The sequence below is a fragment of the Streptomyces doebereineriae genome (assembly GCF_031845645.1).
Lineage (GTDB): Bacteria > Actinomycetota > Actinomycetes > Streptomycetales > Streptomycetaceae > Streptomyces > Streptomyces canus.
The window spans coordinates 126,298-151,098 of record NZ_JAVREZ010000018.1 but is presented as its reverse complement, the minus strand read 5'-3'; the positions used below and the strand labels follow the sequence as shown (position 1 = coordinate 151,098).

Here is a 24,801-nt window from a genome sequence, read left to right as displayed (position 1 = left end):
GCGCCGAGACCTGGACCCCGTCCGCTGCGGCATCGACCGCCGGCTCGACGGTCTCGCCTACGGCAATGGCGTGTGGCTCTCCGCCGTGCCGAGCCGTTCCGCAGCGGCCCTGTGCCACCACTTCACCCGATCGAGGGACTCCGTGAGCGTCCTTGTGTGCTTCTGCTCACCCCGACACCGCGATTTTACTAGGACGTCCTACTATTTTCTCAGCCCGCGTTTTTCGACGTGTCCTGGGAAGGCTCCGCCATGAGCGATCTGCATCGCCCCGTCCACCCCGTCCGCCTGGTCACCGCCTCGGCACTGTTCGACGGGCACGATGCCTCGATCAACATCATGCGGCGGATCTTCCAGTCGCAGGGCGCCGAGGTCATCCATCTCGGCCACAACCGCTCCGTGCGGGAGGTCGTGGACGCGGCTCTCGAAGAGGACGCGCACGGTGTGGCGGTCTCGTCCTACCAGGGCGGACACGTCGAGTACTTCGAATACCTGGTCGCCTCACTGCGCAAACAGGGCGCCGAGCACATCCGGGTGGTGGGCGGCGGAGGCGGTGTGATCGTGCCCGAGGAGATCACCCGGCTGCGCGAGAGCGGGGTGACGATCTTCTCTCCCGAGGACGGCCAGCGGATGGGCCTCGCGGGGATGGTCAACACGGTCGTGCGGGACTGCGACTTCGACCTCTGGGACGGCAAACCGGCCGACCTCACCGCGGTCCTGGCCGGCGACCGGTTCGCGATCGCCCGCGCCGTCACCGGTGCCGAACTGGGCAAGCTGCCCCCGGAGTTCCGACAGGAACTGCGCGCCACGGCGGCCGCGCGGCACGTGCCGGTGCTCGGCATCACCGGCACCGGCGGCTCGGGCAAGTCGTCCCTGACCGACGAGCTGGTGCGCCGGTTCCGTGTCGACCAGCGGGACGCCCTGCGCATCGCCGTGATCGCGGTCGACCCGACCCGTCGCCGCGGTGGCGGCGCGTTGCTCGGCGACCGGATCCGGATGAACTCCCTCGACGGCGACAAGGTCTTCTTCCGCAGCCTGGCCACCCGCGGCAGCCGCGAGCTGCCCGAGCACCTTTCCGACGTGATCGACGTCGTGAAGGCCGCAGGATTCGACCTGGTGATCGTGGAGACGCCCGGCATCGGCCAGGGCGACGCGGCGATCGTGCCGTTCGTCGACGCCTCGCTGTATGTGATGACGCCGGAGTTCGGTGCCGCCTCGCAGCTGGAGAAGATCGACATGCTCGACTTCGCCGACGTCGTGGCCATCAACAAGTTCGAGCGGCGCGGCGCCAAGGACGCCCTGCGCGACGTGGGCCGCCAACTGGTCCGCAACCGCGAGGCGTTCGGCAAGCGGCCCGAGGACATGCCGGTGTACGGCACCTCCGCGGCCACCTTCAACGACGACGGCGTCACCGCCCTGCACCAGCACCTCACCGCCGTCCTCGCCGAGAAGGGACTCCCGCTGCCCGAGGGCACCCTGGCGCGGGTCGACGTACGCCACTCCTCCGGCATCCGGCAGGTGGTCCCGCCCGAGCGGGTGCGCTACCTCGCCGAGATCACCGACACCGTCCGCGGCTACCACGCCGACACCGAGCGGCTGGCCGAGGCGGCGCGGCGGGTCCAGCGGCTGGAGCTGGTCGGGGCCGAGCTCGCCGACGCCGGCTCCGATGCCGCGAACGTGCACGCGCTGCTGGAGGACGCCCGCACGCGTCTGCCGCACGACATCGTGCGGCAGATCGAGAGCTGGCCCGCCGTGATCGCCTCCTACTCCGGCGACGAGCAGGTCGTGAAGGTCCGCGACCGGGAGATCCGCACCAAGCTGACCCGCGAGTCCCTGTCCGGCAACAAGATCCCCCGCGTGGCCCTGCCCCGCTTCACCGACCACGGCGAACTGGTGCGGTTCTGGCGCGCGGAGAACCTGCCCGGCCACTTCCCCTTCACGGCCGGGGTGTTCCCCTTCAAGCGCGACGGCGAGGACCCGGCACGGATGTTCGCCGGCGAGGGCGACCCGTTCCGCACCAACCGCCGCTTCAAGCTCCTCTCCGAGGGCCAGCCCGCCACCCGACTGTCCACCGCCTTCGACTCGGTGACGTTGTACGGCCGCGACCCCGACGAGCGCCCCGACATCTACGGCAAGGTCGGCACCTCCGGCGTCTCGGTGGCCACTCTGGAGGACATGAAGGCGCTCTACGACGGCTTCGACCTCGTGGCGCCCACCACCTCCGTGTCCATGACGATCAACGGGCCCGCCCCGGCCGTCCTGGCGTTCTTCCTCAACACCGCCATCGACCAGCAGACCGCACGCTTCCGCGACAAGGAGGGCCGCGACCCCTCACCCGAGGAGACGGACCACCTGCGCGCACACGCGCTGGCGAACGTGCGCGGCACCGTGCAGGCCGACATCCTCAAGGAGGACCAGGGCCAGAACACCTGCCTGTTCTCCACCGAGTTCAGCCTGCGGATGATGGCCGACATCCAGGAGTGGTTCATCGCGCAGAAGGTCCGCAACTTCTACTCGGTGTCCATCTCCGGCTACCACATCGCCGAGGCCGGCGCGAACCCCATCAGCCAGCTCGCTTTCACCCTGGCCAACGGCTTCACCTACGTCGAGGCCTACCTCGCCCGCGGCATGCGCATCGACGACTTCGCCCCGAACCTGTCGTTCTTCTTCTCCAACGGCATGGACCCCGAATACTCCGTGCTCGGCCGGGTCGCCCGCCGTGTCTGGGCGGTGGCGATGAAGGAGAAGTACGGCGCCGGCGAGCGCAGCCAGAAGCTGAAGTACCACGTCCAGACCTCCGGACGCTCCCTGCACGCCCAGGAGATGGACTTCAACGACATCCGCACCACCCTCCAGGCCCTCATCGCCATCTACGACAACTGCAACAGCCTCCACACCAACGCCTACGACGAGGCCGTCACCACCCCCACCGAGGAGTCCGTCCGCAGGGCCCTGGCCATCCAGCTGATCATCAACCGGGAGTGGGGCCTGGCGATGAGCGAGAACCCGCTGCAGGGGTCGTTCATCATCGACGAACTCACCGACCTGGTCGAGGAGGCCGTCCTTCAGGAGTTCGAGCGGATCAGCGAACGCGGTGGCGTGCTCGGCGCGATGGAGACGGGCTACCAGCGTGGCCGTATCCAGGACGAGTCGATGCTCTACGAACAGCGCAAGCACGACGGCTCGCTGCCCCTGATCGGCGTCAACACCTTCCGCAACCCCCACGCCGACACCGCCGAGCCCGTCGTCGTCGAACTCGCCCGCGCCACCGAGGAGGAGAAGCAGTCCCAGCTGGAACGGGTACGCGACTTCCACGCCCGCAACCACGACGAGGCCCGGGCCGCCCTGGACGCCCTCAAGGACGCGGCCGTACGCGGCGACAACGTGTTCGCGGTTCTCATGGAGGCCACCCGGGTCTGCTCCCTCCAGCAGATCACTGAGGCCTTCTTCGAGGTCGGGGGCCAGTACCGCCGCAACGTCTGAGGACCTCGCAGCTGCCTCGGTTCGCTGCCGCTGGTCCAAAAGTGAGGCTCACCCGCTGATCACCTCCTGCTCGGTCCCGGCCGGTGCCCGATGGCGCCGGAACCCGGGGAAGAGCAGGAGGAGGGCGAGCGCCGCCACGACGGTCAGGACACCGCCGCCCGTGACGGTCCACGTGACGCCGAGGGCGGCGCCGACCGTGCCGTGCAGGAGATCGCCCAGCCGTGGCCCTCCGACGGCCACCACGGTGTCGATCCCCTGGAGCCGGCCGCGCATCCCGTCCGGAACGGCGCTCTGCAGCACCGTCTTCCGGAAGACCCCCAGCGCGAGGAGCGCACCGCCGGCCGGCAGCAGCCAGGCCACGGCGGAGACGAGCGAGTGGGCAAGCCCGAACCCCGCGACCGCCAGGCCCCACACACCGACGGACACGGCCACCGCGACACCGTGGCGGCCGACGCGCGTGAAGGCCCCCGAGCACAACCCCGCCAGCACACCGCCGGCCGAGACGGCGGCGTACAACACCCCGATGTCCGAAGGGTGGAAGGTCTCTGCCGCGAGTTGCGGGAACAGGGCCGTGGGCAGACCGAGGGACAGCGCGGCGAAGTCGGCGAGATAGACCACGAGCAGAACCTGGTGCTTCGTCACGAACCGTACGCCGTCCGCGATTTGTCGTAGAACCGCGCTCTGTCGCCGCTCACCGCCGCCGTCCGGGGGGAGAGCCGGCAGTCGCCACACGGCCCACACCGTCGCGCAGACCGCGACCGCGTCCGCCAGATACAGCGTCCTGCTGCCCACGACCGGCAGCAGACCACCGGCCAGCAGCGGCCCGGCAATCCCGGCGGACAGGAGCACCGTCGACTGCAGCGCGTTGGCGGCCGTAAGCAACTCGGGCCGCACCAGACGCGGTGTCACGGCCCTGCTCACCGTGGAGTTGGCGCCGAACAGGGCCTGCTGCACGGCCACCAGCAGGAGCAGCACGGCGACCGACCGCAGATTCGCCCACGCCTGCGCCCACAGCAGCGACGACGTCACCCCGATGCCGATCGTGGTCGTCAGCAGCACCCGCCGCCGGTCGCGTACGTCGGCGAGCGCCCCTCCCCACAGCGCCGCCGCGGCCATCGGGGCGAGACCCACCAGACCGGCCAGCCCCACGTAGGCCGACGAGCCGGAGAACTCGTAGATCTGCAACGGCACGACGACCGCCGTGAGTTGAGCTCCGAGGGCGGTCACGATCCCGGCCGCCCACAATCGCCGGAACGCGCCCGCCCGCAGGGGCCGTACATCGACCAGCAGCTGTTTGCTTCGCACCATGGCGCGATGCTGCGGGCTCCCCTTGGGGCAAGGTCAACCGACGTGGGCGAGCACCTGGTCGGCCAGTTCGCGCGGGGTCGACTCGCCGTCGAGGAACACCGTGTCGCCGGGCAGGGTGTCGACCGCGGCCGTACACGCCTCGATGCGGGCCTTGCACCAGGCCCGCACCCGTTCCTCCCGGGCGGGGTCGTCGGGGAAGAAGCTCCGTGCGTCGATCCGCCGCACCAGGACCTCCGGCGCGACCTTGAGGAAGAAGTGGTGGACCACGATGTCCGCGGCCTTCAGGGCGCCGAAGATCTCGCCCAGGTAGCCGGGGTCCACCAGCGTCATGGGGACCAGAAGCGGGCGCCCGTACTCCTCGACGAGGCCGACGGCCAGGTCCGCGACCTGCCGCCGCCACAGGGGAAGGTCCTGGAAGTCACCGGTCGGCACGTCCACGATCTCCCGCAGCACGTAGCCGACCATCTCCGGGTCGAAGACCAGCGCCTCGGGCCATCGCGGACGCAGTTCCTCCACGAGCGTGCTCTTCCCGCCGCCGAACGGGCCGTTCACCCAGACGATCACAGTCGTTCCCCCCGGTTCCCGCGAACACCGAATGAGTGACAGTAGCGTCAGCCCCGTGGTGGCGCACTGCTCCCCCTCACGACCAGACGCGTCGGGACGAGATCCGTACCCGGCTGTCCGCCCCCGTGCGAGCGGATCTGCTGAAGCACCTTCTGGACACAGCGATGGCCCACCTCCGCGAAGTCCTGGTGGACCGTGGTGAGCGGCGGCACGAAGAACGCCGCGTCGGGGGTGTCGTCGAAACCGACCACGCTGACATCGTGCGGCACGGACAGGCCGTGCTCGTGGAACGCGCGCAGCAGTCCCAGCGCCATCTGGTCGTTGGCGGCGAACACGGCCGTGCAGTCCGGATTCTCGGCGAGCACGAGCCCGGCCTCGTAACCGGACTCCGCCGACCAGTCCCCGTACAGCGCGGGCGGCACCGGCCGCCCGGCCTCCTCGAGGACCGCACGCCAGGCCTGGGCCCGTCGCTGTCCCGAGAAGGAGGCCTGCGGACCGGTCACATGCCAGACGGTCCGATGCCCCAGGTCCAGCAGATGCTGTACGGCCTGACGCGCGCCGTCCGCCTGATCGGTGTCGACCACGCTGTAGCGGTCGCCGGCGTCGGAGTCCACGACGACGACATGCACCCCGGGCGGCAGCTGGACCGTCCCGGTGTCGAGCAGATGGATCTCCATGATGACGATGACCGCGTCCACGGCCAGCTCGCCCATCCGTGTGAAGGCCCCCAGGACGTTGTCCTGCGTCGGGACGTCGATGGGGATCAGGGTGATCGCGTACCCCTCGGCCGCCGCGTGCGTGGCGATCGCCTCCACCGTGCGGCTGTTGCCGGTCGAGGACAGGCTGAACAGGATCACGCCGATGGTGTTGAACTGGCCGTACCGCAGCGCCCGCGCGGCACTGTTGGGGCGGTAACCCAGTTCCCGCATTGCCGCCAGGACCTGCTCGCGCGTCGCAGGGATCACCCCCGGGTGACCGTTGGAGACCCGCGAGACCGTCTGCGAGGAGACGCCCGCCAGCTTGGCGACGTCGGCCATGGACACGCGCTGCTTGCGCCGCCCCCCGGGCACACCGGAACCTCCCCGCTCCACCACTGCTGCCTCCTCCGTCCGCACACGAACGTGTTGCGTGTCGCACCGGATGTTACGTGTGGGAAACCTTGACGGTCGCCGGAGCGGATGCCACGATTCCGGCGCCGTCATGTTTACGTAAACATGCTGTCATTCCGAAAGGGTTTGGTCGATGCGCAAGACCCCCGTCAGCACCCGTCGCGCCCCGAGGCTGCGTGCCTCCCTCGTCGCCGTCGCGATCGCCGCGGTCAGCGGCGCCACCCTCACAGGCAGCCCCGCCTCCGCCGCCGCGCCGACCACCGACACGACCCAGTTCAAGGGTGTCAACTGGGCCGACCCGCGGGACAACTTCGCCGACGACGAGCTCCAGCTGTCGGGCCTGTCGACCTCCGACACCTACGCCCAGACGTACACCAAGGCGAGCCGCATCATCTCGGCGTTCCGTGCCAACCTCGGCGCCAACACCGTCCGGCTGCCGATCAACCCGTACACCGTCAACGGCTCCTACTGGAAGTCGTACCGGGGCGTCATAGACGCCGCGACGGCCCACGGCTTCAAGGTCATCGTGTCCTACTGGGAGGGCACGGGCGACCGCAAGGACGGCTTCATCGACGACGAGGCCACCTACTGGCCGATGTGGAACACCGTGGTCAAGGCCTACAAGGGCAACTCCCGGGTCTACTTCGAGCCGATGAACGAGCCGCACGGCTACACCGACACCGAGTGGGCCGACATCGCCGCGAAGTGGCTGGACACCTACAAGTCCGTGCCGCGCAACCGGGTCTTCGTCAGCGGCGCCGGCTACAACGACCACGTCACGACCGTGTGCGCCGACCCGCGCCTGAAGGGCACCTACCTGTCGCTGCACCACTACGGCTTCTGGAAGTCGTACGCCACCTACGACGAGTGGGTGGCCGACCTGAAGGTGCGCATCGGCGACTGCGCGAACCGGACCGTGGCGGACGAGTTCGGCGCGCCGATGACGACCGGTCTGAACTACAACGTCAAGACCCCGGATGACAACTTCGTCAACTTCATCCAGGCCGTCACCGACACCTTCCGCGAGCTGAAGATGGGTTCGGTGTACTGGCCGGGCCTGCGCACCGATGACATCTACTCGGTGCAGAAGCTCGTCGGGCCGCCCAGCAAGCCGTGGCTGGAGACCACCAACCAGTCGGGCGCCGACCGCCTCGCCTGGGCCTGGGGCCGCGGAACGCCCGTCAAGGGCTGACACCTCTTTCCCTGTTTCGGCCGCGGTGCCTTTCGGTGCCGCGGCCGATCGGCGTTCACGGCGGTGTTCGGACATGGCCGACTCGCGCCCTTCTCACGCCCTCTTGAGCTGCCCAGACTCTTGGCAGGAGCACAGGGGGGAGAGTGCTGTGGCCAGGCGTCGACGGGGTACGGCCGCTCGCGGGCGGCGGGCGCGGCAGTGGTGGTGGGGCGGCGCGGTGGCGCTGGTCCTCGTGGTGCTGTTCCGGGCGAGCGTGTGGCCGTATCTCCTGGGCGTGCTGTCGGTCGCTGCCGCCGCGGCGATCGTCTGGCGGCTGTGGCACACGGACCGGCTGCTGCGGGGCAGGGACCGTCTCTGGCGGCAGGAGGAGGCGGTGAGGGCGGGCCGCCGGACCCTCGCCGAGGTGGACGTCATGACGGGCACCGAGTTCGAGGAGCTGGTCGCGGGTCTGTGCCGGCGGGACGGGTGCACGGAGGTCCGGCGGGTGGGAGGTGCGGGTGACAACGGCGCCGATGTCCTGGGCCGGCTGCCGGACGGCCGCACGATGGTCGTCCAGTGCAAGCGGTACGCACCGAGCAGGGCGATCCCCAATCGCGAGCTGCGCGATCTGCTGGGCGCCCGGGTGCACTTCCGCGCCGACGTGGCCGTCTTCGTGACGACCTCACGCTTCACCGGCCCCTCCGAGAAGTTCGCGCTGGAGCACGACATCCTCGCCGTGCACCGCGACCTCCTCGGCCTGTGGAACAACGGGGCCTCCCTCGTGTCGCTGGGGCCGGTGAACGGCCGGGGCCAGGGGGACGCACGACACCGGGCCCGCTGGAAGAAGGCGTACGGCGGCTAGGGACCCGTCCCAGGGAGACGCAGGTCACATCCAGGCCTGTCACAATCCGCCGGGCCATTCAGTCGTATCTGTGTAGCCATCGACAACGGCAGAAGGAGCCCACCATGGAAGCCCGACTCAACGTCTTCACCAGCCCGCTGGCCGGCAAGCTGCTGAAGCACTTCGCCTCGGCGGGGAAGGTGGTCACGGACTCGGGACTGCCGATGACGACCCAGGAACTGGTGAAGATCCGCGCGAGCCAGATCAACGGCTGCGGGTTCTGCCTCGACATGCACACCAAGGAGGCCGCAGCCGCGGGCGAGACCGCTCAGCGCCTCCACATGGTCGCCGCGTGGCGTGAGGCCAAGGTCTTCACCGAGGCCGAGCGCGCCGCGCTGGAGCTGACGGAGCAGGGCACCCGCCTCGCCGACGCAACCGGCGTCTCGGACGAGGTCTGGGAGAACGCCGCCAAGCACTACGACGAGGAGGAGCTCCTCGCCCTGGTCTCCCTGATCGCCGTCATCAACGCCTTCAACCGGCTGAACGTCATGACCCAGCAGCCGGCCGGCGACTACGTGGTCGGTCAGTTCGGCTGAGCCTGAGGACCTGAGCCTGAGGACCGGGTGACCGGCCCCGGGGGCTGCAGACCCCGGGCCCGACCACGGACCCTCAGCCGGCCAGCGGGTAGTGACAGGCCACCTGACGGCCGGAGGCCTTCGGCGTGAGCCGTGGGCGCTCCACCGCACACAGATCCCGGGCGTACGGGCAGCGCGTGCGGAACGGGCACCCTGTCGGCTTGTCCGCCGGACTGGGCACCTCACCGGTCAGCACGATGCGCTCCCGGGGCGGCCCGTCCTCCGCGAACGTCCCGTCGTCGATGTCCGGTACCGCCGACAGCAGGGCCTGCGTGTACGGATGGGCCGGGTCCGAGTACAACTCCTCCGTGCCGGCGAGTTCGACGATCTCACCGAGATACATGACGGCGATCCGGTCCGACACATGACGGACCACGCCGAGATCGTGCGCGATGAAGACGTACGTGAGTCCGAACTCCTCCTGGAGATCGGCGAAGAGGTTCAGCACCTGCGCCTGGATCGACACATCCAGCGCGGACACCGGCTCGTCGGCCACGATCAGCTTCGGATTCGTCGCCAAGGCCCGTGCGATACCGATGCGTTGGCGCTGACCGCCGGAGAACTCGTGCGGATAGCGGTCCAGATGGGCCGCCGCCAGTCCTACGACGTCGAAGAGCTCCCGGACCCTGCGGCGGACCGTGGACGCGTTGCCGTACCGGTGCACGAGCAGCGGCTCGGCCACGATGTCCCCGGCGCGACGGCGGGGGTTGAGCGAGGCCTGCGGGTCCTGGAAGACCAGTTGCATGCCCGGCCGTACCGGACGCAGCCGTCGCGCGGACAGTGTGGAGATGTCCTGCCCGTCGAACTCGACGCGCCCGCCCGTGAGTTCGGTGAGCCGGACCAGACACCGGCCGAGCGTGGACTTGCCGCAGCCGGACTCCCCGACGACGCCGAGGGTTTCGCCGCCACGCACCGCCAGGGAGACCCCGTCGACGGCACGCAGCACCTGGCGTCTTCCGCGCACGGGGTAGTGCTTGGTGACGTCGGTGGCCCTCAGGAGGACCTCTCCGGCGGGCGGTGCGTCCGTGTCCACCGCCACGATGTCCTGTGCCGTCACGACGCCGCCTCCGTGTCTCTCGCGCTCACTCTCAGTCCGGCCCGGTCGCCGGACGGCAGCCAGCAGGCGTCGAGATGGGTGTCACCTGACAGAACGGGCCGCTCCTCGCACCGGTCGTGCCGCAGCCGGCAACGCGGCGCGAACGCGCACCCCTCCGGAACCCCGCCCGGAGCGACCGGCACACCCGCGATGCTGGGCAGCCGCCGCAGCCGGGGACCGCCCACCCGGGGCACCGAGTCGAGCAGACCCCAGGTGTATGGGTGTCGCGGACCGTGGAACACCGCCCGCCGCGGGCCCTCCTCGGCCGCCCGGCCGCCGTACATGACCAGGACCCGGTCGGCGATCTGGGAGACCACGCCCATGTCGTGGGTGATGAGCACCATCGCGGAGCCCCCTGCGTTGAGTTCCCGCATCAGATCGAGGATCTGCGCCTGGACCGTGACGTCCAGTGCCGTCGTCGGCTCGTCGGCGATCAGCAGTGAGGGGCTGCAGGAGAGCGCCATCGCGATGACCGCGCGCTGGCGCATCCCGCCGGAGAACTCGTGCGGATAGGCGTTCACCCGGGAGGCCGCGTCGGGGATGCCGACGTCCGAGAGCAGCCTGACCGCACGGGCCCGTGCCTCCTTGCGGGAGACCTGTTCGTGCGCCCGGATCGCCTCGGCGATCTGCCAGCCCACGGTGTACACCGGGGTCAGGGCGGTCATCGGGTCCTGGAAGACCATCGCGATCTCCCGGCCGCGCACCGCACGCATCTCCTTGTCGGGCAGGGCGAGCAAGTCACGGCCCCGGAAGAGGACTTCACCCGACACGGTCACGTTGGGGTTGGTCAGCAGCCGCAGCACGGCGAGCATCGACACACTCTTGCCGGAGCCCGACTCACCGACCACGCCCAGGACTTCGCCGGGAGCGACCGAGAAGGAGAGACTGTCGACGGCGGTGACGAGGCCCTGGCGGGTGCGGAAGCGCACTCGCAGGTCACGTACGTCCAGCAGTGGTTCAGGCATGGCGAGCCCTCGGATCGAGTCGCGCGTACAGGATGTCCACCAGGGCGTTGGCGAGGACCACGAAGAACGCCGCGTACAGAACCGTGCCCATGATCACGGGCAGGTCCAGGTTCTGCAGGGCGTCGAAGGTGAGCTTGCCGATGCCGGGCAGGCCGAAGACCACCTCGGTGAGGAGCGCGGCCCCGCCGACGAGCGCGCCGAAGTCCAGGCCGAACAGCGACACGATCGGGATCAGCGAGCAGCGCAGGGCGTGCCGGAGCAGGATCCGCCGCTCGGACAGACCCTTGGCGCGGGCCGTACGGACGTAGTCCTCGTTCAGCGCGGTGACGACCTCTCCGCGCAGCAACCGGGCATAGATCCCGGCGTACAGCAGGGCGAGCGTCAGCCAGGGGAAGAGCATGTGCAGCGCCCACTGTCCGGGGTCCTGGCCGAGACCGACGTAGCCGGGCGGGGGCACCCAGGAGAAGAGCGAGTCGTGCAGCTGCTTCTGGGTGAGGAGGTTGACGACCTCGCCGAGCCAGTAGGCCGGGAGCGAGACGCCGACCACGCCCACCAGCATGATCAGCGGGTCGGCGGCCCGGCCGCGCAGAGTCGCCGCGGCCGTGCCCATGAGGATGCCGGCCGTCATCCAGATCAGGGCCGCGCCGATGACCAGGGACAGGGTCACGGGTGTGGCCTGGATGATCTGCGGGATGACCCGGGAGCCGCGGTTGACGAACGACTCCAGATCCCGGTCGATCAGCAGGTGACGCATCATCAGCAGGTAGCGGATCGGCATCGGCCGGTCCAGACCGAAGGAGTGCCGCACCTGGGCGAGGGTGGCCGGGTCGGCGTTGCGGCCCGCGATGCGTGCCGCCGGGTCGACTCCCGGGGTGGCGAAGAAGATCAGGAACACCAGCACGCTGATCGCGAACATCACCAGCAGGGCCGAGGCGAAGCGCTTGAGGGCGAAGACGAGCATGGTCACACCCCTCCGCGCAGCCGCGCGCCCGGGTCGAGCGCGTCGCGCACCCCGTCGCCGAGGACGTTGAGCGCGGCCGTGGTCAGGGCGATCAGCAGACCGGGCGCGATCGTCACGGCGGGCCGGGTGTAGAGGAGCCCCAGGCCGTCCTCGATGATCGTGCCCCAGCTGGCGTCTGGTGGCTGGACGCCCACGGACAGGAAGGACAGCGCCGACTCGGTGAGCATGGCGAGCGCGGTCATCAGCGGGACGAACACGATCGCCGTCGGCACCACGTTCGGCAGCACCTCCCGGCGCAGGATGCGCGGGGCGGGCGCGCCGGAGCCGACGGCCGCCTGGATGTACTCCTTGTTGCGCAGCACGAGCACCTGACCGCGCAACGGCCGTGCGATGTACGGCACGTAGATCGCCGCGATGATCGTGACGGGCAGCCAGAGACTTCCCGCGTCGACGGTGACGGGGCCCAGCTTGAGACCGTTGGTGAGCAGCACCACCGACAGACAGATGGCCAGCAGATAGACGGGGAACGCCCAGACGACGTCCAGGACCCGCGAGATGACGGCGTCCACGACCCCGCCCGCGTACCCGGCGACGACTCCCACGGCCGTACCGACGACGCAGGTGAGCAGCGCCGCCGTGAACCCGATGAACAGGCTCGTACGGCCGCCGTACAGCAGACGGGCCAGCACGTCCCGGCCCTGGTTGTCGGCGCCGAGGAAGTAGTGGGCGGGGTCCCAGGTCGGGCCGATCGGCGTGACGCCGAGGCCGAGCCCGGTGCTGCTCGGAGTGAGCACCGGCACGGTCTTGCCGTCCACGACGGTGGTGCCGGAGACATGGGACTGGAAGGGGTCGGTGTGGGCGATGTGGTCCGCGTAGAGCGGGGCGCACAGGCTCGCCAGCACGACGAGGAGCAGGACCGCGGCGGCGGCCAGCGCCGTCCTGTTGCGCAGCAGGTCGCCGGCGGCGGTCCGCCAGGGGCCCGGCGAGCGCCGGGCCCCGGCCGAGGGGGACAGGGTCACTTCACCCACAACTGCCCGACCAGCATGTAGAACTGCTTGCTGAACTGGTAGTTGCCGACCCGCGTCGACGTGAAGTCGATCATCTTCGGGTTGATCAGCGGTACCACCGGCGACTGGGCCATGACCGTCTGGTCCACGGCACCCCACTGCTTGTCGGCGCTCGCCTTGTCGGTCTGCGAGGTCTTCAGCGCCGCCTGCATCTTCGCGTCGACGCCCTTGTCGCAGAACCCGGAGATGTTGATGCTGGAGTCGCTGCCCGGGTGGTAACTCGCGCAGGAGAGCAGCACGTTGAGGAAGTCGGAGGCAGCGGGATAGTCCTGGTACCAGGACGTCAGGGCGAGTTGCACCTTGTTCTTGGTGTTCTGGATGTAGGTGAACTGGATGTTCCCCGACAGCGGCTTGAGCGTCGCCTTGTAGCCGAGCTGGGTGAGCAGGCTCTGCAGGTACTGCCCGATCGACTTGTTGACGTCGTCGTCCTGGACGACGATGCCGACCTCCTGCCCCGCCGTACCGGACTGCTTCACCAGTTCCTTGGCCTTGGCGAGGTCCGCGGCCTTCCAGGTCGTACCGCCGCCCTTGGTGTAGGCACACGATTCGACGTGCCCGGGGAAGCCGGGCGGCAGGACCGTGCACGCGGGAGAGGCGAGGTTGGTGCCGCCGTACAGCCGCACCACGGCGGACCGGTCCACGGCCCAGTTGATCGCCTGACGCGCCAACTTGTTGTTGAAGGGGGCCATGTTGACGTTGAGCGTCGCGTACCAGAACGCCGTCAGCGGGTTCACATGCGCCCGCGAGGCGTACTTGGTGCCGATCTCGTTGAGGCGGTCGGCGGGCGGCGCGTCGTACATCCAGTCCGCCTGGCCGTTCTCGATGGCGGTCACCTCGGACTCGACGGTCTGGCCGAAGGTGTAGTCGATGGCGTCGGGATAGCCCTGCGGCTCCGCCTGACGCGACCACTCCTTGAAGTGTGGGTTGCGGACCAGTTTGAGCGCCCGGTTGGGGTCGTACGACGCCGCCATGTACGGCCCGGTCGACGGCAGCGGCTTGGTCCCGGCGTCCTTCGTCGGCGAGTCCTTCGGTACGACGACGGCGTGCGGGACCGCCAGCTTGTACTCGAACTCCGGATCCGCGGCCGTCAGGTTGATGGTGACCGTGTTGGCCTTGGCGTCACCGATCACGCCCTTGGGCAGGGCGCAGGAGGCCGGTGTCTTCAGACAGGCGTCGGCGCCGACTATGCCGTTGTAGAAGGTGCCCGCGGTGGGGCTGGAGACCTTGAAGATGCGCTGGAAGGACGCCACCACGTCGTCGGTGGTCAGGGCCTTGCCGTTGGAGAAGGTGACGCCCTTGCGGAGCGTGAAGGTGTAGGTCTTGCCGCCGTTGGTCACCTTCGGCATAGCCGTGGCCAGGTCGGGGACGACGGTGAAGGACTCCTGCCCGTTGACCTTTTTGAAGGCGAGCAGCCCGTCGTACATCGACTGGAACAACTGCCAGTACTGGAGCGTGTAGTTGACCTGCGGGTCGAAGCTGCCCGCGGCCGCGTGGGCGACGAGCTTCAAGGTGCCGCCCTTGTGCTGGGCCTGGAAGGCGGAGGAGCTCGAGGAGGAGGCACCCGGGTCGGAGGAGGAGCCCGAGTCGGAGGACGACGAACAGGCGGCCGCGGTGAGCGTGAGGGCGACGGTGGCGGCGGCGAGCGCGCCCCGTCTGGCATTGCGGGACATGGCGGGGAACTCCCGGGGTCAGTCGGTGGAGTCGAGGAACTCGCCGACGACCCGGAGGTAGAGCTGCTCCTCCTCGACGTGCGGCATGTGGCTCGAATGCTCGAACATGTGCCAGCGCACATCGGGGATGCGGTCGGCGAAGGGGCGGACGGTCTCGGGGGTCGCCTCGTCGAAGCGCCCGGACACCAGCAGGGTCGGCACCTCGATCAGATGCAGCCGGTCGATGACCGACCAGTCCTTGAGGGTGCCGACGACATGGAACTCATTGGGGCCGTTCATCGTGTGGTACACGGTCGGATCGGCCGCGATGTTGTCCCAAGTGGCCTGCACCTCGGGCGGATTGGGCGTCAGACGGCACACATGGCGTTCGTTGAAGACCTGTTCGGCCGCCCGGTAGTCGGGGTGGTCCGTGGTCCCGGCCGCCTCGTGGGCGTGCAGGGTGCGCTGGACCTCCTCGGGGAGGCCGGCGCGCAGTTCGGCGGCCGCCTCGAGCCACGACTTCATGGACGCGGGGGAGTCGGCGATGACCAGTCCGCGCAAGCCGGGCGGGCGGCGTACCGCGTGCTCGGCGGCGAGCATGCCGCCCCAGGACTGGCCGAGGATGTGGTAGCCGTCGGCGATGCCCAACTCCTTGAGCAGGTTGTCGAGTTCGTCGAGGAAGAGCTGGACGGTCCAGAAGTCGGCGCCCTTGCCGGGCAGATGGGTGGAGAACCCGGTGCCGAGCTGGTCGTAGTGGATCACGGGGCGGCCCTGCTCGGAGATGCCCGCGATGCTGAGCGTGTAGTGGTGGCCGGCGCCGGGCCCGCCGTGCAGGACCACCAGGGGTGTCCTGCCCGGTTCGCCCGTGATCCGGTACCAGGTGGAATGGCCGTTGAAGTCGACGGTTCCGGTGTGGTTCGGTTCGGGGATCGCCACGGGGAAGCCTCCCAGACCGGTCGGAACCAGCCGACCGCTGTCTGAAAATAGTTGGGATGTGACGGATGGATGCGATAGTGAGGGGGCAAAAGGTCAGTCCACAAGACCTTTTAGCGGGGTGAGTGCAAGACGTAACAGCGGGTTCACGTGGCCCGTGCGCGTTAACAGAAACGGCGACTCGCAGGAGGACAACTGACATCCGCACCTGAACCCGGTGACGAGTTCTCGCGTGTTCTCGACCGTGTTCTGCTCGGCGACAGCCCGTCGTCCTCGCTGCGTCCGGTCCGGGTGAACTCGGCGGTCGACGAGGTCGCCGACCGGCTGCTCACCGCGATCGCCGTCGGAGACTTCCTGCCCGGCGAGCGGCTGCCCGCCGAACGCGAGCTCACCGCACTGCTGCACGTCAGCCGTCCCACCGTGCGCGAGGCGGTCGCACGCCTCCTGGCGTTGGGCGTCATCGAGATCCGCCGGGGCCGCAACGGCGGAGCGTTCGTCCGCGACAGCTGGACCGAGTCCTCAGGCGCCGCGGTCCGCCGTACGCTGCTGCCCCGCTGGGAGGAGTTCGAGCAACTCTTCGACCTGCGTGGGCTGGTGGAGGGCATGGTCGCCGCGACGGCCGCCCGGCGCCGACGCCCCGAGGACCTGGAGCCGATGCGCGAGGCGCTGGAGGCGCACCTCTCCGCGAGCACACCCCGGGAGGAGCAGGCCGCCGACAGCGCGTTCCACCGGGCGATCTGCGCGGCCACCCACAATCCGCAGATCGCCCAGCTCAGCCGGGACCTGCTGACCCGGATCAGTCTGGGCTTCCCGATCGAGCCCTGGGGGAGAGGCGAACGCTCCCACCATGAACAGGCCGGTCACGGGCACCGGGCGCTCTATGAGGCCGTCGCGGCGGGCGAGCCGGAGCGGGCAGAGGGCATGGCCCGGGAGCATTTCATGATCAGCGCCGAGATGATCCGGGACGTCCTGGCCCGGGTACGGGCGGCCGAGGCTCCCTGACCCGGCTACACCTCCCGGTGATCGATCCCCAGCAGACTCGCCGCCGCCCCGAAATCAGCGCCGTGGTGCCCTACCGCCAGCGACCAGTGATGCCCCACCCCCGTGGCGCTCCACGCGTCGACCCACTCACCGGGATCCCGGCCGAAGTCGACCCTGCTGGTGGTGTTGCCGATCTCCAGCAGCGGACCGGGCACGACCGTGCCCTCGGACGTGATGAACGACAGGCTGCCGTCGGCGTCCTGACCGAGACCGAGCAGCGTGACCGGCCCCTGCCGTACGTCGAACTCCACGCTGACACCCCAGCCGCGCTTGCCGTGATAGACACCGAGGCCGCGCAGCAGCGGGTCCCGGGCACTGAGCGCGAGGTGGGCCGGCCCGTCGTGGCCCATCTCCACCACGCCGTCCTCGAAGTTCAGCGCCTGGATCTCGGTGAAGGAACCCCCGGCACCGACACTCTGCGAGGCCAACTGGGCAAGGCTGGTACGCAGTTCGAACTCACCGGCCGCGGGCACACCGCGGGCGGTGAGCAGGGAGGCGCCCAGGATCATCCCGGCGCCGAGTCGCTCGTGCAGCTCGCCGTCGAGGCCCCGGTGGTAGTACGCGAGGGTGTCGAGGCCGAAGTCCTCCACCAGCCGGTCGAGAGCCACCGAGACGGTCGCCCCCCACGCGAAGTCCTCGTCGACCACGCTGTCGTCGACGGTGAAGATCCGCCGGGCGAGCTCCACCCGTTCCCGGGTCTCCGCCTCGGTCACCTTCTCCACCCGGTGCCGCAGATCGTCGAACTCCAGCATCTCGACGTGCGAGCCGAACGTCGCCGACAGCAGCGTCGGGTCGGTCTGCACATCGAGCATCCCTGGGTACACGTGCCCCATCAGTCCGTGCCGGGCGTGCCGGAGCGCGGCCCGGACGTGCGCGGCCCGCACCCACCGCTCGACGCGCCGCCACGCCGACTCCTGCCGCAACCAGCCCGACACCGAACGGAAGGGGACACCGGCCCGGCGGAAGACGTTGCCGACCTCCGGCACCGAGCACTGCGAGCAGTACGCCAGCCAGTCGCCCGTGTCGAAGGAGGCGTGGTCCATCCGCTCGGACGGCTGGAGGTCGACGACCAGCACCGGGGTGTGGGTGCGCTGCGCGATCGGCAGCACCATCGACGAGGTCAGATAGGTCGTCAGGAACAGCACGATCAGATCGCAGTCGGCCCGCCGGAGTCGCTCGGCGGCGGCCGCGCCCTCCTGAGCGTCGGAGACGAACCCGGCGTCCGTCACCTCCGCGTCCAACTGGCCCAGTCGGTCGGCGACATACGCGGCCGATTCCTTCAACTGGGGCAGCAGCCCCGGGAACTGCGGCCAGTAGGTGCCGAGCCCGCCGGAGACCAGCCCGATCCTTGGCCGGCGGCGCGTCACGGGCGGGAGCAACTCGCCCAGCACGGCCTCCCGTTCACCGGCACGCGTCGTGGTGGATTCGGTCGTCGCCATGGTCGGCGCTCCTTCGGGGGTCGGTTCAGGTCTGCGCGACCTTGAGGTCCGCCGGAGCGGTGGCCGCCGGGGACGCGCGGGGAACGAGGACACGGACGATGTACAGACCCGCGACCGCCGACAGCGCCATGCAGCCGGTGATCACCCAGAGCAGCAGACTGGGGCTCCGGTCGAGCAGGGCGGGCGTGACGAACGCGACGCCCGCGAACACCCCGCGCGAGACGGCGTAGGTGATCCCCTGCGTGGTGCCCCGGGTGTCCGCGGGGAGCGTCAGCTGAGACCACACCTTGTAGTTCGCCTCGCCCGCGAAGGGATAGCACAGCTGGTAGAGGAGGTAGAAGACGAGGAAGCCGACGATGGCGCCCACGGTGAGCGAGGCGATCGCGAAGGCCGCGATCTGCAGGACCGTGGCGACGTAGAACAACCGGTCGCGCCGCGGGCCGTCGGCGATCCGGACGAAGGCGAGCGTCAGCAGCAGGCCGATCGGGAGACAGGCCAGGTTGATGCCGGTGGCCACGCTCTGCGAGGCACCGCTGACGGTGACCAGCAGATACGTCGTGAACTGCCCCATGGTGTTGGCGCCCAGGCCCCAGGTGACGTAGAAGGCGAAGGTCGCGAGCATGGGCACCAGCGCGGCACGGGTCCAGACGTTCCTGAGCGCGACACCCTGCTGCTCGGCCGGCTTCTCCGTCGGGACCTGGTCCTGTGCCGGGTCCGGTCCGGTGGCCAGCTCCAGCCGCGAGCGCAGATGCCAGGTGACCAGAGCGGCGACCGCCAGATGGCCGGTGATGAGCCGTGCGCCGAGCATGCCCGTGTCCGACAGGGCGAAGCCGACGAAGACCACGACGATGATGCCCAGCATCCACATGACCTGCGTGAACGCGATGAGCCTGCCTCGGGCGTGGTCGGGGGCCGCGTCCGAGACCACGGCCAGCGATGTCGGCAGGTCGGCGCCGGCCGCGAGACCGGCGAGGAGGACACCCACCAGAAGGGTGATGTCGTCGGGCGCGAGAGTGATGATGATCGCCCCGAGGGCGTAGCAGAGGATGTCCAGGTTGTAGAGGCGCCGTCGGCCGAACACGTCGGCGAGCCGTCCGCCGACCAGGGAGCCGACGGCGATGCAGATGGTGACGATCGCGCTGATCGCACCGGCCATCCAGACGCCCATGTCGTAGGCGTCGCGGTAGATGGCCAGGTTGACGCCGATGCTGACGATGAGTGCGGCGTCGAGGTAGGACGCCATGCCGGAGAGGGTCGCGACCTTCCACAGGCGCTTCTCGATGGGGGGTTCCGGCTGGTTCGGGGCAGGCGAGGTTCGGGCCATGATGCGGCTCCGTCTGGGGAGAGGGGTTCCGAGCGGAGGGGGACGTCGCTGTTCTCGGCCGATGTCCAGCGACTATAAGAGGGTAAAAACGTTCCAACAAGACGTCATGCGGCCATCCGTGGAAACGTCCTGACGGCCCCGCAGCTCTGGTGGGCGCCGCGGAGGTGTCCTACGGTGAGGTTGATGTAAAACGTTTTTGATCCGTGAGAGTGTCCGGGCCGTAGTCGGAAGGACCTATCCGTGATCTCTCCAGCCCTGCAACAGTTGTTCGACAACCCGCCCCGGGACTTCGGCCCCACCCCGCTGTGGTGGTGGTCGGGCGCGAAGGTCACCCGTGACCGCCTGGCCTGGCAGCTGCGCCGGTTCGCGGACGGCGGCGTCCACAACCTCGTGGTGATCAACCTGGCCCCGGCCGGCCCGACCTTCGGCGCTCGCACCGACGACCCGGTGTGGTTCGGCGAGGAGTGGTGGGCCCGCTTCACGGACGCCTGTGAGATCGCCGGGGACCTGGGCATGCGCCTGTGGTTCTACGACCAGATCGGCTTCTCCGGCGCCAACGTGCAGGGAAGCATCACCCGAGAGCAGCCCGAGGCGGCAGGCCGCGCGCTGCGGTCACGCCTGGCCGTCGTCTCCGGCGGCACGGTCGCGCTGCAGGGCGCGGAGACACTGCTGGGGGCGTACGACAGCGCGGGCGCGCGGTTGCCGGTCTCCGGGCAGCCCGACCCGGCGGGTCGCCAAGGACCGCCAAGGCTCGAGGTCGCCGACGGCACCGAGGTGCGCCTGGTCCTCGCCGTCCCCACAGCCTTCGACTACCTGAACCCGGCGTCTGTCGGTCTCCTGTTCGATGCCATCCATCGCGAGTACGACCGGCGAGTGCCCCAGTACCTGGGGAACGTCATCGCCGGCAGCTTCCAGGACGAACTGCCCGCCACCAACTCCTGGACCGGCCGCTTCCCCGAGGAGTTCCGGGCCCGACGCGGCTACGACCTCCTCGACGACCTCCCCGCCCTCTTCACGGGCGACGACACCACCCGGGCCCGGAAGATCCGCGCCGACTACTACGCCGTCCGTGCCGAGCTCACCGAAGAGGCGCTGTTCCGTCCCCTCGCCGCCTGGCACGACGAGCGCGGCCTGCTCCTGGGCTGCGACCAGAGCCACCCCGCCCGCTCCGGCTTCCCCGCCCAGTCGACGCAGCTCTACACGGACTACTTCCGCACCCACCGCTGGTACAGCGCCGCCGGCAGCGACCACCACGGTGACGCCAAGATCCACTCCTCGATGGCCCACCTCTACGGCCACGAGCGCGTCTGGATCGAGTCGTTCCACTCCTCCGGCTGGGGCGGCACCCTGGAGGAGACGTACGACTGGCTGCTGCCGTTCCTGCGCAGCGGCGCCAACCTGTACAACCCGCACGCCAGTTACTTCGGCACCGCGGGCGGCTGGTTCGAGTGGGCGCCGCCGTCCACCGACTGGCGCCAGCCCTACTGGCGGCAGTACCCCGCCTTCTCCCGGGCCGTCGCCCGGATCTGCTCGATCCTGTCCTGGGGCACCTACAGCGCCGACGTGGCGGTCCTGCATCCGACCGCCACCGTGCAGGCCCTCATCCCCCTCGACGCCCCCGTCCAGCACTTCGGCGACGGCCGCCTGGGCGGGACCCACGCCGACGTCGACGAGACCCAGCGCCACTACCTGGAGCTGTGCGGCACCAACAACTGGCTCAGGCCCTCCGTCGGCGCCCTCGACCGCCACCGCGTCTCCTTCGACGTCATCGACGACGCCTCCGTCCAGGGGGCCAAGGCGGGCGACGGGGCCCTGCGCATCCGGGACCTGGCGTACACCGCGGTCCTGCTGCCCTCGGCGAGCGTCCTGGAGCACGAGACGGCCCGCCGGCTGACCGAACTCCTCGACGCCGGGGGACGGGTCGTGGTCGTCGGCCGCCCGCCGACGCAGGCGGCCGGGCTCGCCGGTGACGACTCCGTCGTGGCCGCACTTCTGGACCACCCCCGCCTGGAGCGGGTGACCGACGCCGAGGCCGGTGCGACCGCGGTCGCCGAAGCCGCCGGATACGCGACGGGCGAGGTGCCGCTGCTCGTCAGGAGGAAGGGCGACGCGGCGGTCGCGCTGGTCACGGGGGCGTTCCCCGACGCCCGTACGCATCCGCCGAGGGGCCACCACGAGATCGACCCCGCGCGCTACGCCCGCACCTCGTCCGTCACCGTGACGGCCCCGGTCGCCGAGGCCGAGATCTGGAACCCGGCGACCGGCACCCGCCGCCCTGCACGCGTCACCCTCGCCGACGGTGTCTCGACCATCGCGGTACCCCTGGAGGGCGCTCCCGCCGCCCTCGTCGTATGGCGCGAAGGTCCTCCGGCGGGTGCTGTGCCCCCCTCGCCCATGGACCCGCCGGAGACGACCGACCTGTCGACCGGCTGGGAGGGCCGCCTTGCTCCCACCATGGACAACACCTGGGGCGACCTGGCCCTGCCCGCCGGAGCCTCCGTCGCCGAACCGCAGATCTGGACCATGGGGTGGACCGAGACCGAAGGCTCGTGGGAGCAGTCGCGGGTGACATACGGCAACCGGGTCCGCGTCCTGGCGCCCGTGCCCTCCGCACAGGCTCCGGCTCCGCTGGACCGTGCCGCCGTCGAGCAAGTCCTCGCAGGAGAGCGGATGTTGGCACCCGCGGACTGGGCGGTCTCGCTGTACTCGTCGAGTCGCGGCATCCCGGACCCGTACGGTGTGCTCGGCAACAAGGGCCTGGTACCGGAGGAGTTCGTACGGGTGCCGGTACCCGGGAGCGGGACCGTGGCCCGGGTCAGGGCCGTCGTGGAGACCGACCACCGGGGATCCGCCGATCTGCATGTCGGCGCGGCGGCGGTCAAACGCGTGTGGTGGAACGGCAGTCTGCTGGAGACGGGCGGCGGCTATCTGGCGTCCGCCCGGGTGGAGGTCGAACGGGCCCGCAATGTGCTCGAGTACGAGCTTTCCGACGCCCAGGACCGGCCGCAGACCATCTCGGGCGCCGCCGACACCCCGCTGGGCAGCTATTTCTGTCTGTCCCGCCCGGACGGGTTCGCGCCGCGCCCGCTGTTCATGCGCCTGCCCGACGGCGTACGACCGGACGGCAGCGTGACCTACCGCGGCCGGATCGGCCTCCCGGGGCGGGGTGCGGACGCGGTCCTCGTCGTGGGCGCCGCGGTGGGCGTGACCGTCCTGCTCGACGGAGCCGTCGTGGCACGGCAGGAGAAGGCGGAGTACTACGAGTCCGACTGGGGCGCGGTGCCGATGTTCTTCCGGCACGAACTGACGCTGAGCGGCGGTGATCACGTCCTCGACGTGGTGGCCGACAGCGTCGACGTGCGGGACGGTGTCTTTGTCGACCTCGTGGCGGACACGACCGCCCTGGTCAGCGGCCCGGGTTGGGCGGCCGGGACGGGGGAGTGGAGCGGGCCGACCATCGAACACGTGGGCCGGTGGGGGGAGTTGCAGCACTGCGGCGCGGCGGTACGGCCGCACCCGCTGCCCGACGCCGAGTGGCTCGCCGGTTCTCCGGTGCTCGGGTCCGCCGTACTGCCGCTGCGGTCCACCGATGACCTCCGGGAGGTCGAGCAGCGCTTCCGGTTCGTTGTACCGGCGGGGACCGTGTCGCTCGACCTGCCACTGAAGCTTCCCGCACGAGTGAGGATCATCGGCGACCCTGAACTTCCCTTCGACGGGCATGAACTGACGTTGGATCAACCTCTCGAGGTGGCAACCGAGTTCGAGGTCGTCACCGCCCCGACGGCCGTGCTGCGCGGTGGCTCCGCCTGGCGGGGGCCGGTGCGGGCGCGCGCGGTGCCGGCACCCATGCCGCTGGGCGAGTGGGGTGAGCTGGGACTGGGCGGTTGGAGCGGAGGCGTGACCTATGCGCGGACGCTCGAGGTGCCGGCCGGGCCGGACCCGGTGCTGGATCTGGGGAGGGTGCGCGGCAGCGTCGCGGTGTGCGTCGACGGTGAGCTCGTCGGCGAGGCGTTCTGCGCGCCGTACCGCTTCGAACTGCGCGGGACCGCCGGGCGTACCGTCCGCCTGGAAGTGACCGTCCACAACACCCTGGCGCCCTATCTCGCCGAAGCCACGCCGACCGCGTGGGCCTTCCCCTCCCAGCTCCCCTCGGGCCTGCTGGGGCCGGTGACACTAGAAAGGCGCGTCTGAGGAAGCCCGGGTGGAGTCCCGCAGGACCAGCCCCGGTGCGAACACCCGTGCCTCGTGGGCGTGCTCCGCGCGGGCCTCCACCTCGTCCAGGAGCATCTCCACGGCCGCCCGGCCGAGTTCCTCGACCGGCTGGCGGACCGTGGTCAGGGTCGTGCCCACGAAGCTGGCGATGTCCAGGTCGCCGTAGCCGACCACCTGGACGTCCTCCGGGACCTTCACACCGCGTTCGCCCAGCGCCCGGCACAGACCCGCTGCGAGGAAGTCGTTGGTGCAGAACACCCCGTCGGGCAACTCGTCGAGACTGTGGGCTATTTCGCTGCCGTACGCCACCGTCATCTCCTCGGCGACGACCTGGCCGAGGCGGGCCTCGCGCCGGGTGCGCACGGCCTGCCGGGCGCCCTGGTAGCGGTCGGCGCACTGACGGATCGTGCGCTCGCCGTTCACGACGAGGACGTCGCGCGCCCCGCGGTCCAGGAGGTGCTGCACGGCGATGCGTCCGCCGGCGATGTCGTCGACGGAGACCGAACAGCCTTCCTGGGCGGGCATCGCGCGGTCCGCCAGCACCAGCGGGATACCGCGCTCGCGCAGCCGCGACAGCCGGGTGGGGTCGGCGCTGAGCGGCACCACCACCGCGCCGACCGCCCGCTGCTCGATGAGCATGGTGAAGTAGCCCTGCTCCCGCTCCGGCGCGTCCCCGCTGTCACACAGGACGAGGGAGTAGCCGTGTTCGTAGGCAGCGTCCGCGGCGCCGCGCGCGATGCGCGAGTAGAAGGAGTTGGCCACGTCCGGCAGTACCAGGCCGATCGACGAGGAATGCCCGGTACGCAGTCCGGCGGCTCCCGGGTGGGGGACGTAGTCGAGGGCGGCGACCGCGTCGCGGACCCGCTCGGCGGTGCGCGCGTTGACCCGCTCGGGCCGGTTCAGGACGTTCGACACGGTGGAGACCGAGACCCCGGCGGCGGCCGCGACGTCCTGGATACGGGCGGGGCGAACCGAAATGGCGTCCACCCCCTCGCTGTTCACCATG

The 24,801-nt window shown here is 70.1% G+C and carries 18 protein-coding genes; 6 read left to right on the top strand and 12 right to left on the bottom strand.

The window, feature by feature from the left end:
• Positions 1-249 precede the first annotated feature (249 nt).
• The gene (gene icmF, locus RNB18_RS38840; protein WP_311718789.1) at positions 250-3,480 is read left to right on the top strand and encodes a fused isobutyryl-CoA mutase/GTPase IcmF; all 3,231 of its coding nucleotides are present in this window, start codon (positions 250-252) and stop codon (positions 3,478-3,480) included.
• A 48-nt stretch (positions 3,481-3,528) separates the two neighbouring features.
• Here the strand turns inward: icmF and RNB18_RS38835 are convergent, their stop codons facing one another.
• From RNB18_RS38835 to RNB18_RS38825, 3 genes are read right to left on the bottom strand one after another with little or no spacing between them, the layout of a single operon-like run.
• Entirely contained in the window at positions 3,529-4,788 is a 1,260-nt protein-coding gene (locus RNB18_RS38835; protein WP_311718788.1) for an MFS transporter, read from the bottom strand.
• A 33-nt stretch (positions 4,789-4,821) separates the two neighbouring features.
• Positions 4,822-5,352, bottom strand: a complete 531-nt coding sequence (locus tag RNB18_RS38830; protein ID WP_311718786.1) for an AAA family ATPase — start codon at positions 5,350-5,352, stop codon at positions 4,822-4,824.
• Between the two features lie 47 nt (positions 5,353-5,399).
• Positions 5,400-6,446 (bottom strand): LacI family DNA-binding transcriptional regulator, encoded by a 1,047-nt coding sequence (locus tag RNB18_RS38825; protein ID WP_311718785.1) that lies wholly within the window; start codon positions 6,444-6,446, stop codon positions 5,400-5,402.
• Between the two features lie 148 nt (positions 6,447-6,594).
• Between RNB18_RS38825 and RNB18_RS38820 the strand changes: the two genes are divergently transcribed.
• The 3 genes from RNB18_RS38820 (at position 6,595) to RNB18_RS38810 (ending at position 9,069) form a co-directional block, all read left to right on the top strand.
• On the top strand, positions 6,595-7,653 hold the full coding sequence (locus RNB18_RS38820) for a glycoside hydrolase family 5 protein (RefSeq protein ID WP_057617823.1): 1,059 nt from the start codon (positions 6,595-6,597) through the stop codon (positions 7,651-7,653).
• A 217-nt stretch (positions 7,654-7,870) separates the two neighbouring features.
• Positions 7,871-8,494, top strand: coding sequence for a restriction endonuclease (locus tag RNB18_RS38815; RefSeq protein ID WP_394817743.1), 624 nt, complete (start codon positions 7,871-7,873; stop codon positions 8,492-8,494).
• 104 nt (positions 8,495-8,598) lie between these two features.
• Entirely contained in the window at positions 8,599-9,069 is a 471-nt protein-coding gene (locus RNB18_RS38810) for a carboxymuconolactone decarboxylase family protein (protein ID WP_311718782.1), read from the top strand.
• Between the two features lie 73 nt (positions 9,070-9,142).
• Here RNB18_RS38810 and RNB18_RS38805 read toward each other — a convergent pair whose 3' ends face one another.
• Genes RNB18_RS38805 through RNB18_RS38780 form a run of 6 tightly spaced genes read right to left on the bottom strand, consistent with a single transcriptional unit; the run spans position 9,143 to position 15,782 of the window.
• Positions 9,143-10,165 (bottom strand): ABC transporter ATP-binding protein, encoded by a 1,023-nt coding sequence (locus tag RNB18_RS38805; RefSeq protein WP_311718781.1) that lies wholly within the window; start codon positions 10,163-10,165, stop codon positions 9,143-9,145.
• On the bottom strand, positions 10,162-11,169 hold the full coding sequence (locus RNB18_RS38800) for an ABC transporter ATP-binding protein (protein ID WP_311718780.1): 1,008 nt from the start codon (positions 11,167-11,169) through the stop codon (positions 10,162-10,164). The genes RNB18_RS38805 and RNB18_RS38800 overlap by 4 nt, the downstream gene beginning before the upstream one ends.
• On the bottom strand, positions 11,162-12,130 hold the full coding sequence (locus tag RNB18_RS38795) for an ABC transporter permease (RefSeq protein ID WP_037707443.1): 969 nt from the start codon (positions 12,128-12,130) through the stop codon (positions 11,162-11,164). The genes RNB18_RS38800 and RNB18_RS38795 overlap by 8 nt, the downstream gene beginning before the upstream one ends.
• A 2-nt stretch (positions 12,131-12,132) precedes the next feature.
• Positions 12,133-13,149, bottom strand: a complete 1,017-nt coding sequence (locus tag RNB18_RS38790) for an ABC transporter permease (RefSeq protein ID WP_311718779.1) — start codon at positions 13,147-13,149, stop codon at positions 12,133-12,135.
• A complete protein-coding gene (locus RNB18_RS38785; RefSeq protein ID WP_311718778.1) occupies positions 13,146-14,867 on the bottom strand; it encodes an ABC transporter substrate-binding protein in 1,722 nt (573 codons plus the stop codon). Before RNB18_RS38785 ends, RNB18_RS38790 begins: the two co-directional genes overlap by 4 nt.
• A gap of 18 nt (positions 14,868-14,885) precedes the next feature.
• On the bottom strand, positions 14,886-15,782 hold the full coding sequence (locus RNB18_RS38780; protein ID WP_311718777.1) for a proline iminopeptidase-family hydrolase: 897 nt from the start codon (positions 15,780-15,782) through the stop codon (positions 14,886-14,888).
• Positions 15,783-16,070: 288 nt separating this feature from the next.
• Here RNB18_RS38780 and RNB18_RS38775 point away from each other — a divergent pair, with 288 nt between their 5' ends.
• Positions 16,071-16,781 (top strand): FadR/GntR family transcriptional regulator, encoded by a 711-nt coding sequence (locus RNB18_RS38775; protein WP_311718776.1) that lies wholly within the window; start codon positions 16,071-16,073, stop codon positions 16,779-16,781.
• A gap of 5 nt (positions 16,782-16,786) precedes the next feature.
• Here the strand turns inward: RNB18_RS38775 and RNB18_RS38770 are convergent, their stop codons facing one another.
• Positions 16,787-18,259: an L-fucose/L-arabinose isomerase family protein gene (locus RNB18_RS38770; protein ID WP_311718775.1), complete on the bottom strand. Its 1,473-nt coding sequence runs from the start codon at positions 18,257-18,259 to the stop codon at positions 16,787-16,789.
• A gap of 25 nt (positions 18,260-18,284) precedes the next feature.
• A complete protein-coding gene (locus tag RNB18_RS38765; RefSeq protein ID WP_311718774.1) occupies positions 18,285-19,583 on the bottom strand; it encodes an MFS transporter in 1,299 nt (432 codons plus the stop codon).
• A gap of 240 nt (positions 19,584-19,823) precedes the next feature.
• Here RNB18_RS38765 and RNB18_RS38760 point away from each other — a divergent pair, with 240 nt between their 5' ends.
• The gene (locus RNB18_RS38760; RefSeq protein WP_311718773.1) at positions 19,824-23,774 is read left to right on the top strand and encodes a glycosyl hydrolase; all 3,951 of its coding nucleotides are present in this window, start codon (positions 19,824-19,826) and stop codon (positions 23,772-23,774) included.
• On the opposite strand, the gene RNB18_RS38755 is transcribed toward RNB18_RS38760, so the two are convergent.
• Positions 23,757-24,782, bottom strand: coding sequence for a LacI family DNA-binding transcriptional regulator (locus RNB18_RS38755; RefSeq protein WP_266568183.1), 1,026 nt, complete (start codon positions 24,780-24,782; stop codon positions 23,757-23,759). The two genes, RNB18_RS38760 and RNB18_RS38755, sit on opposite strands and share 18 nt — an antisense overlap.
• Positions 24,783-24,801: the final 19 nt, after the last annotated feature.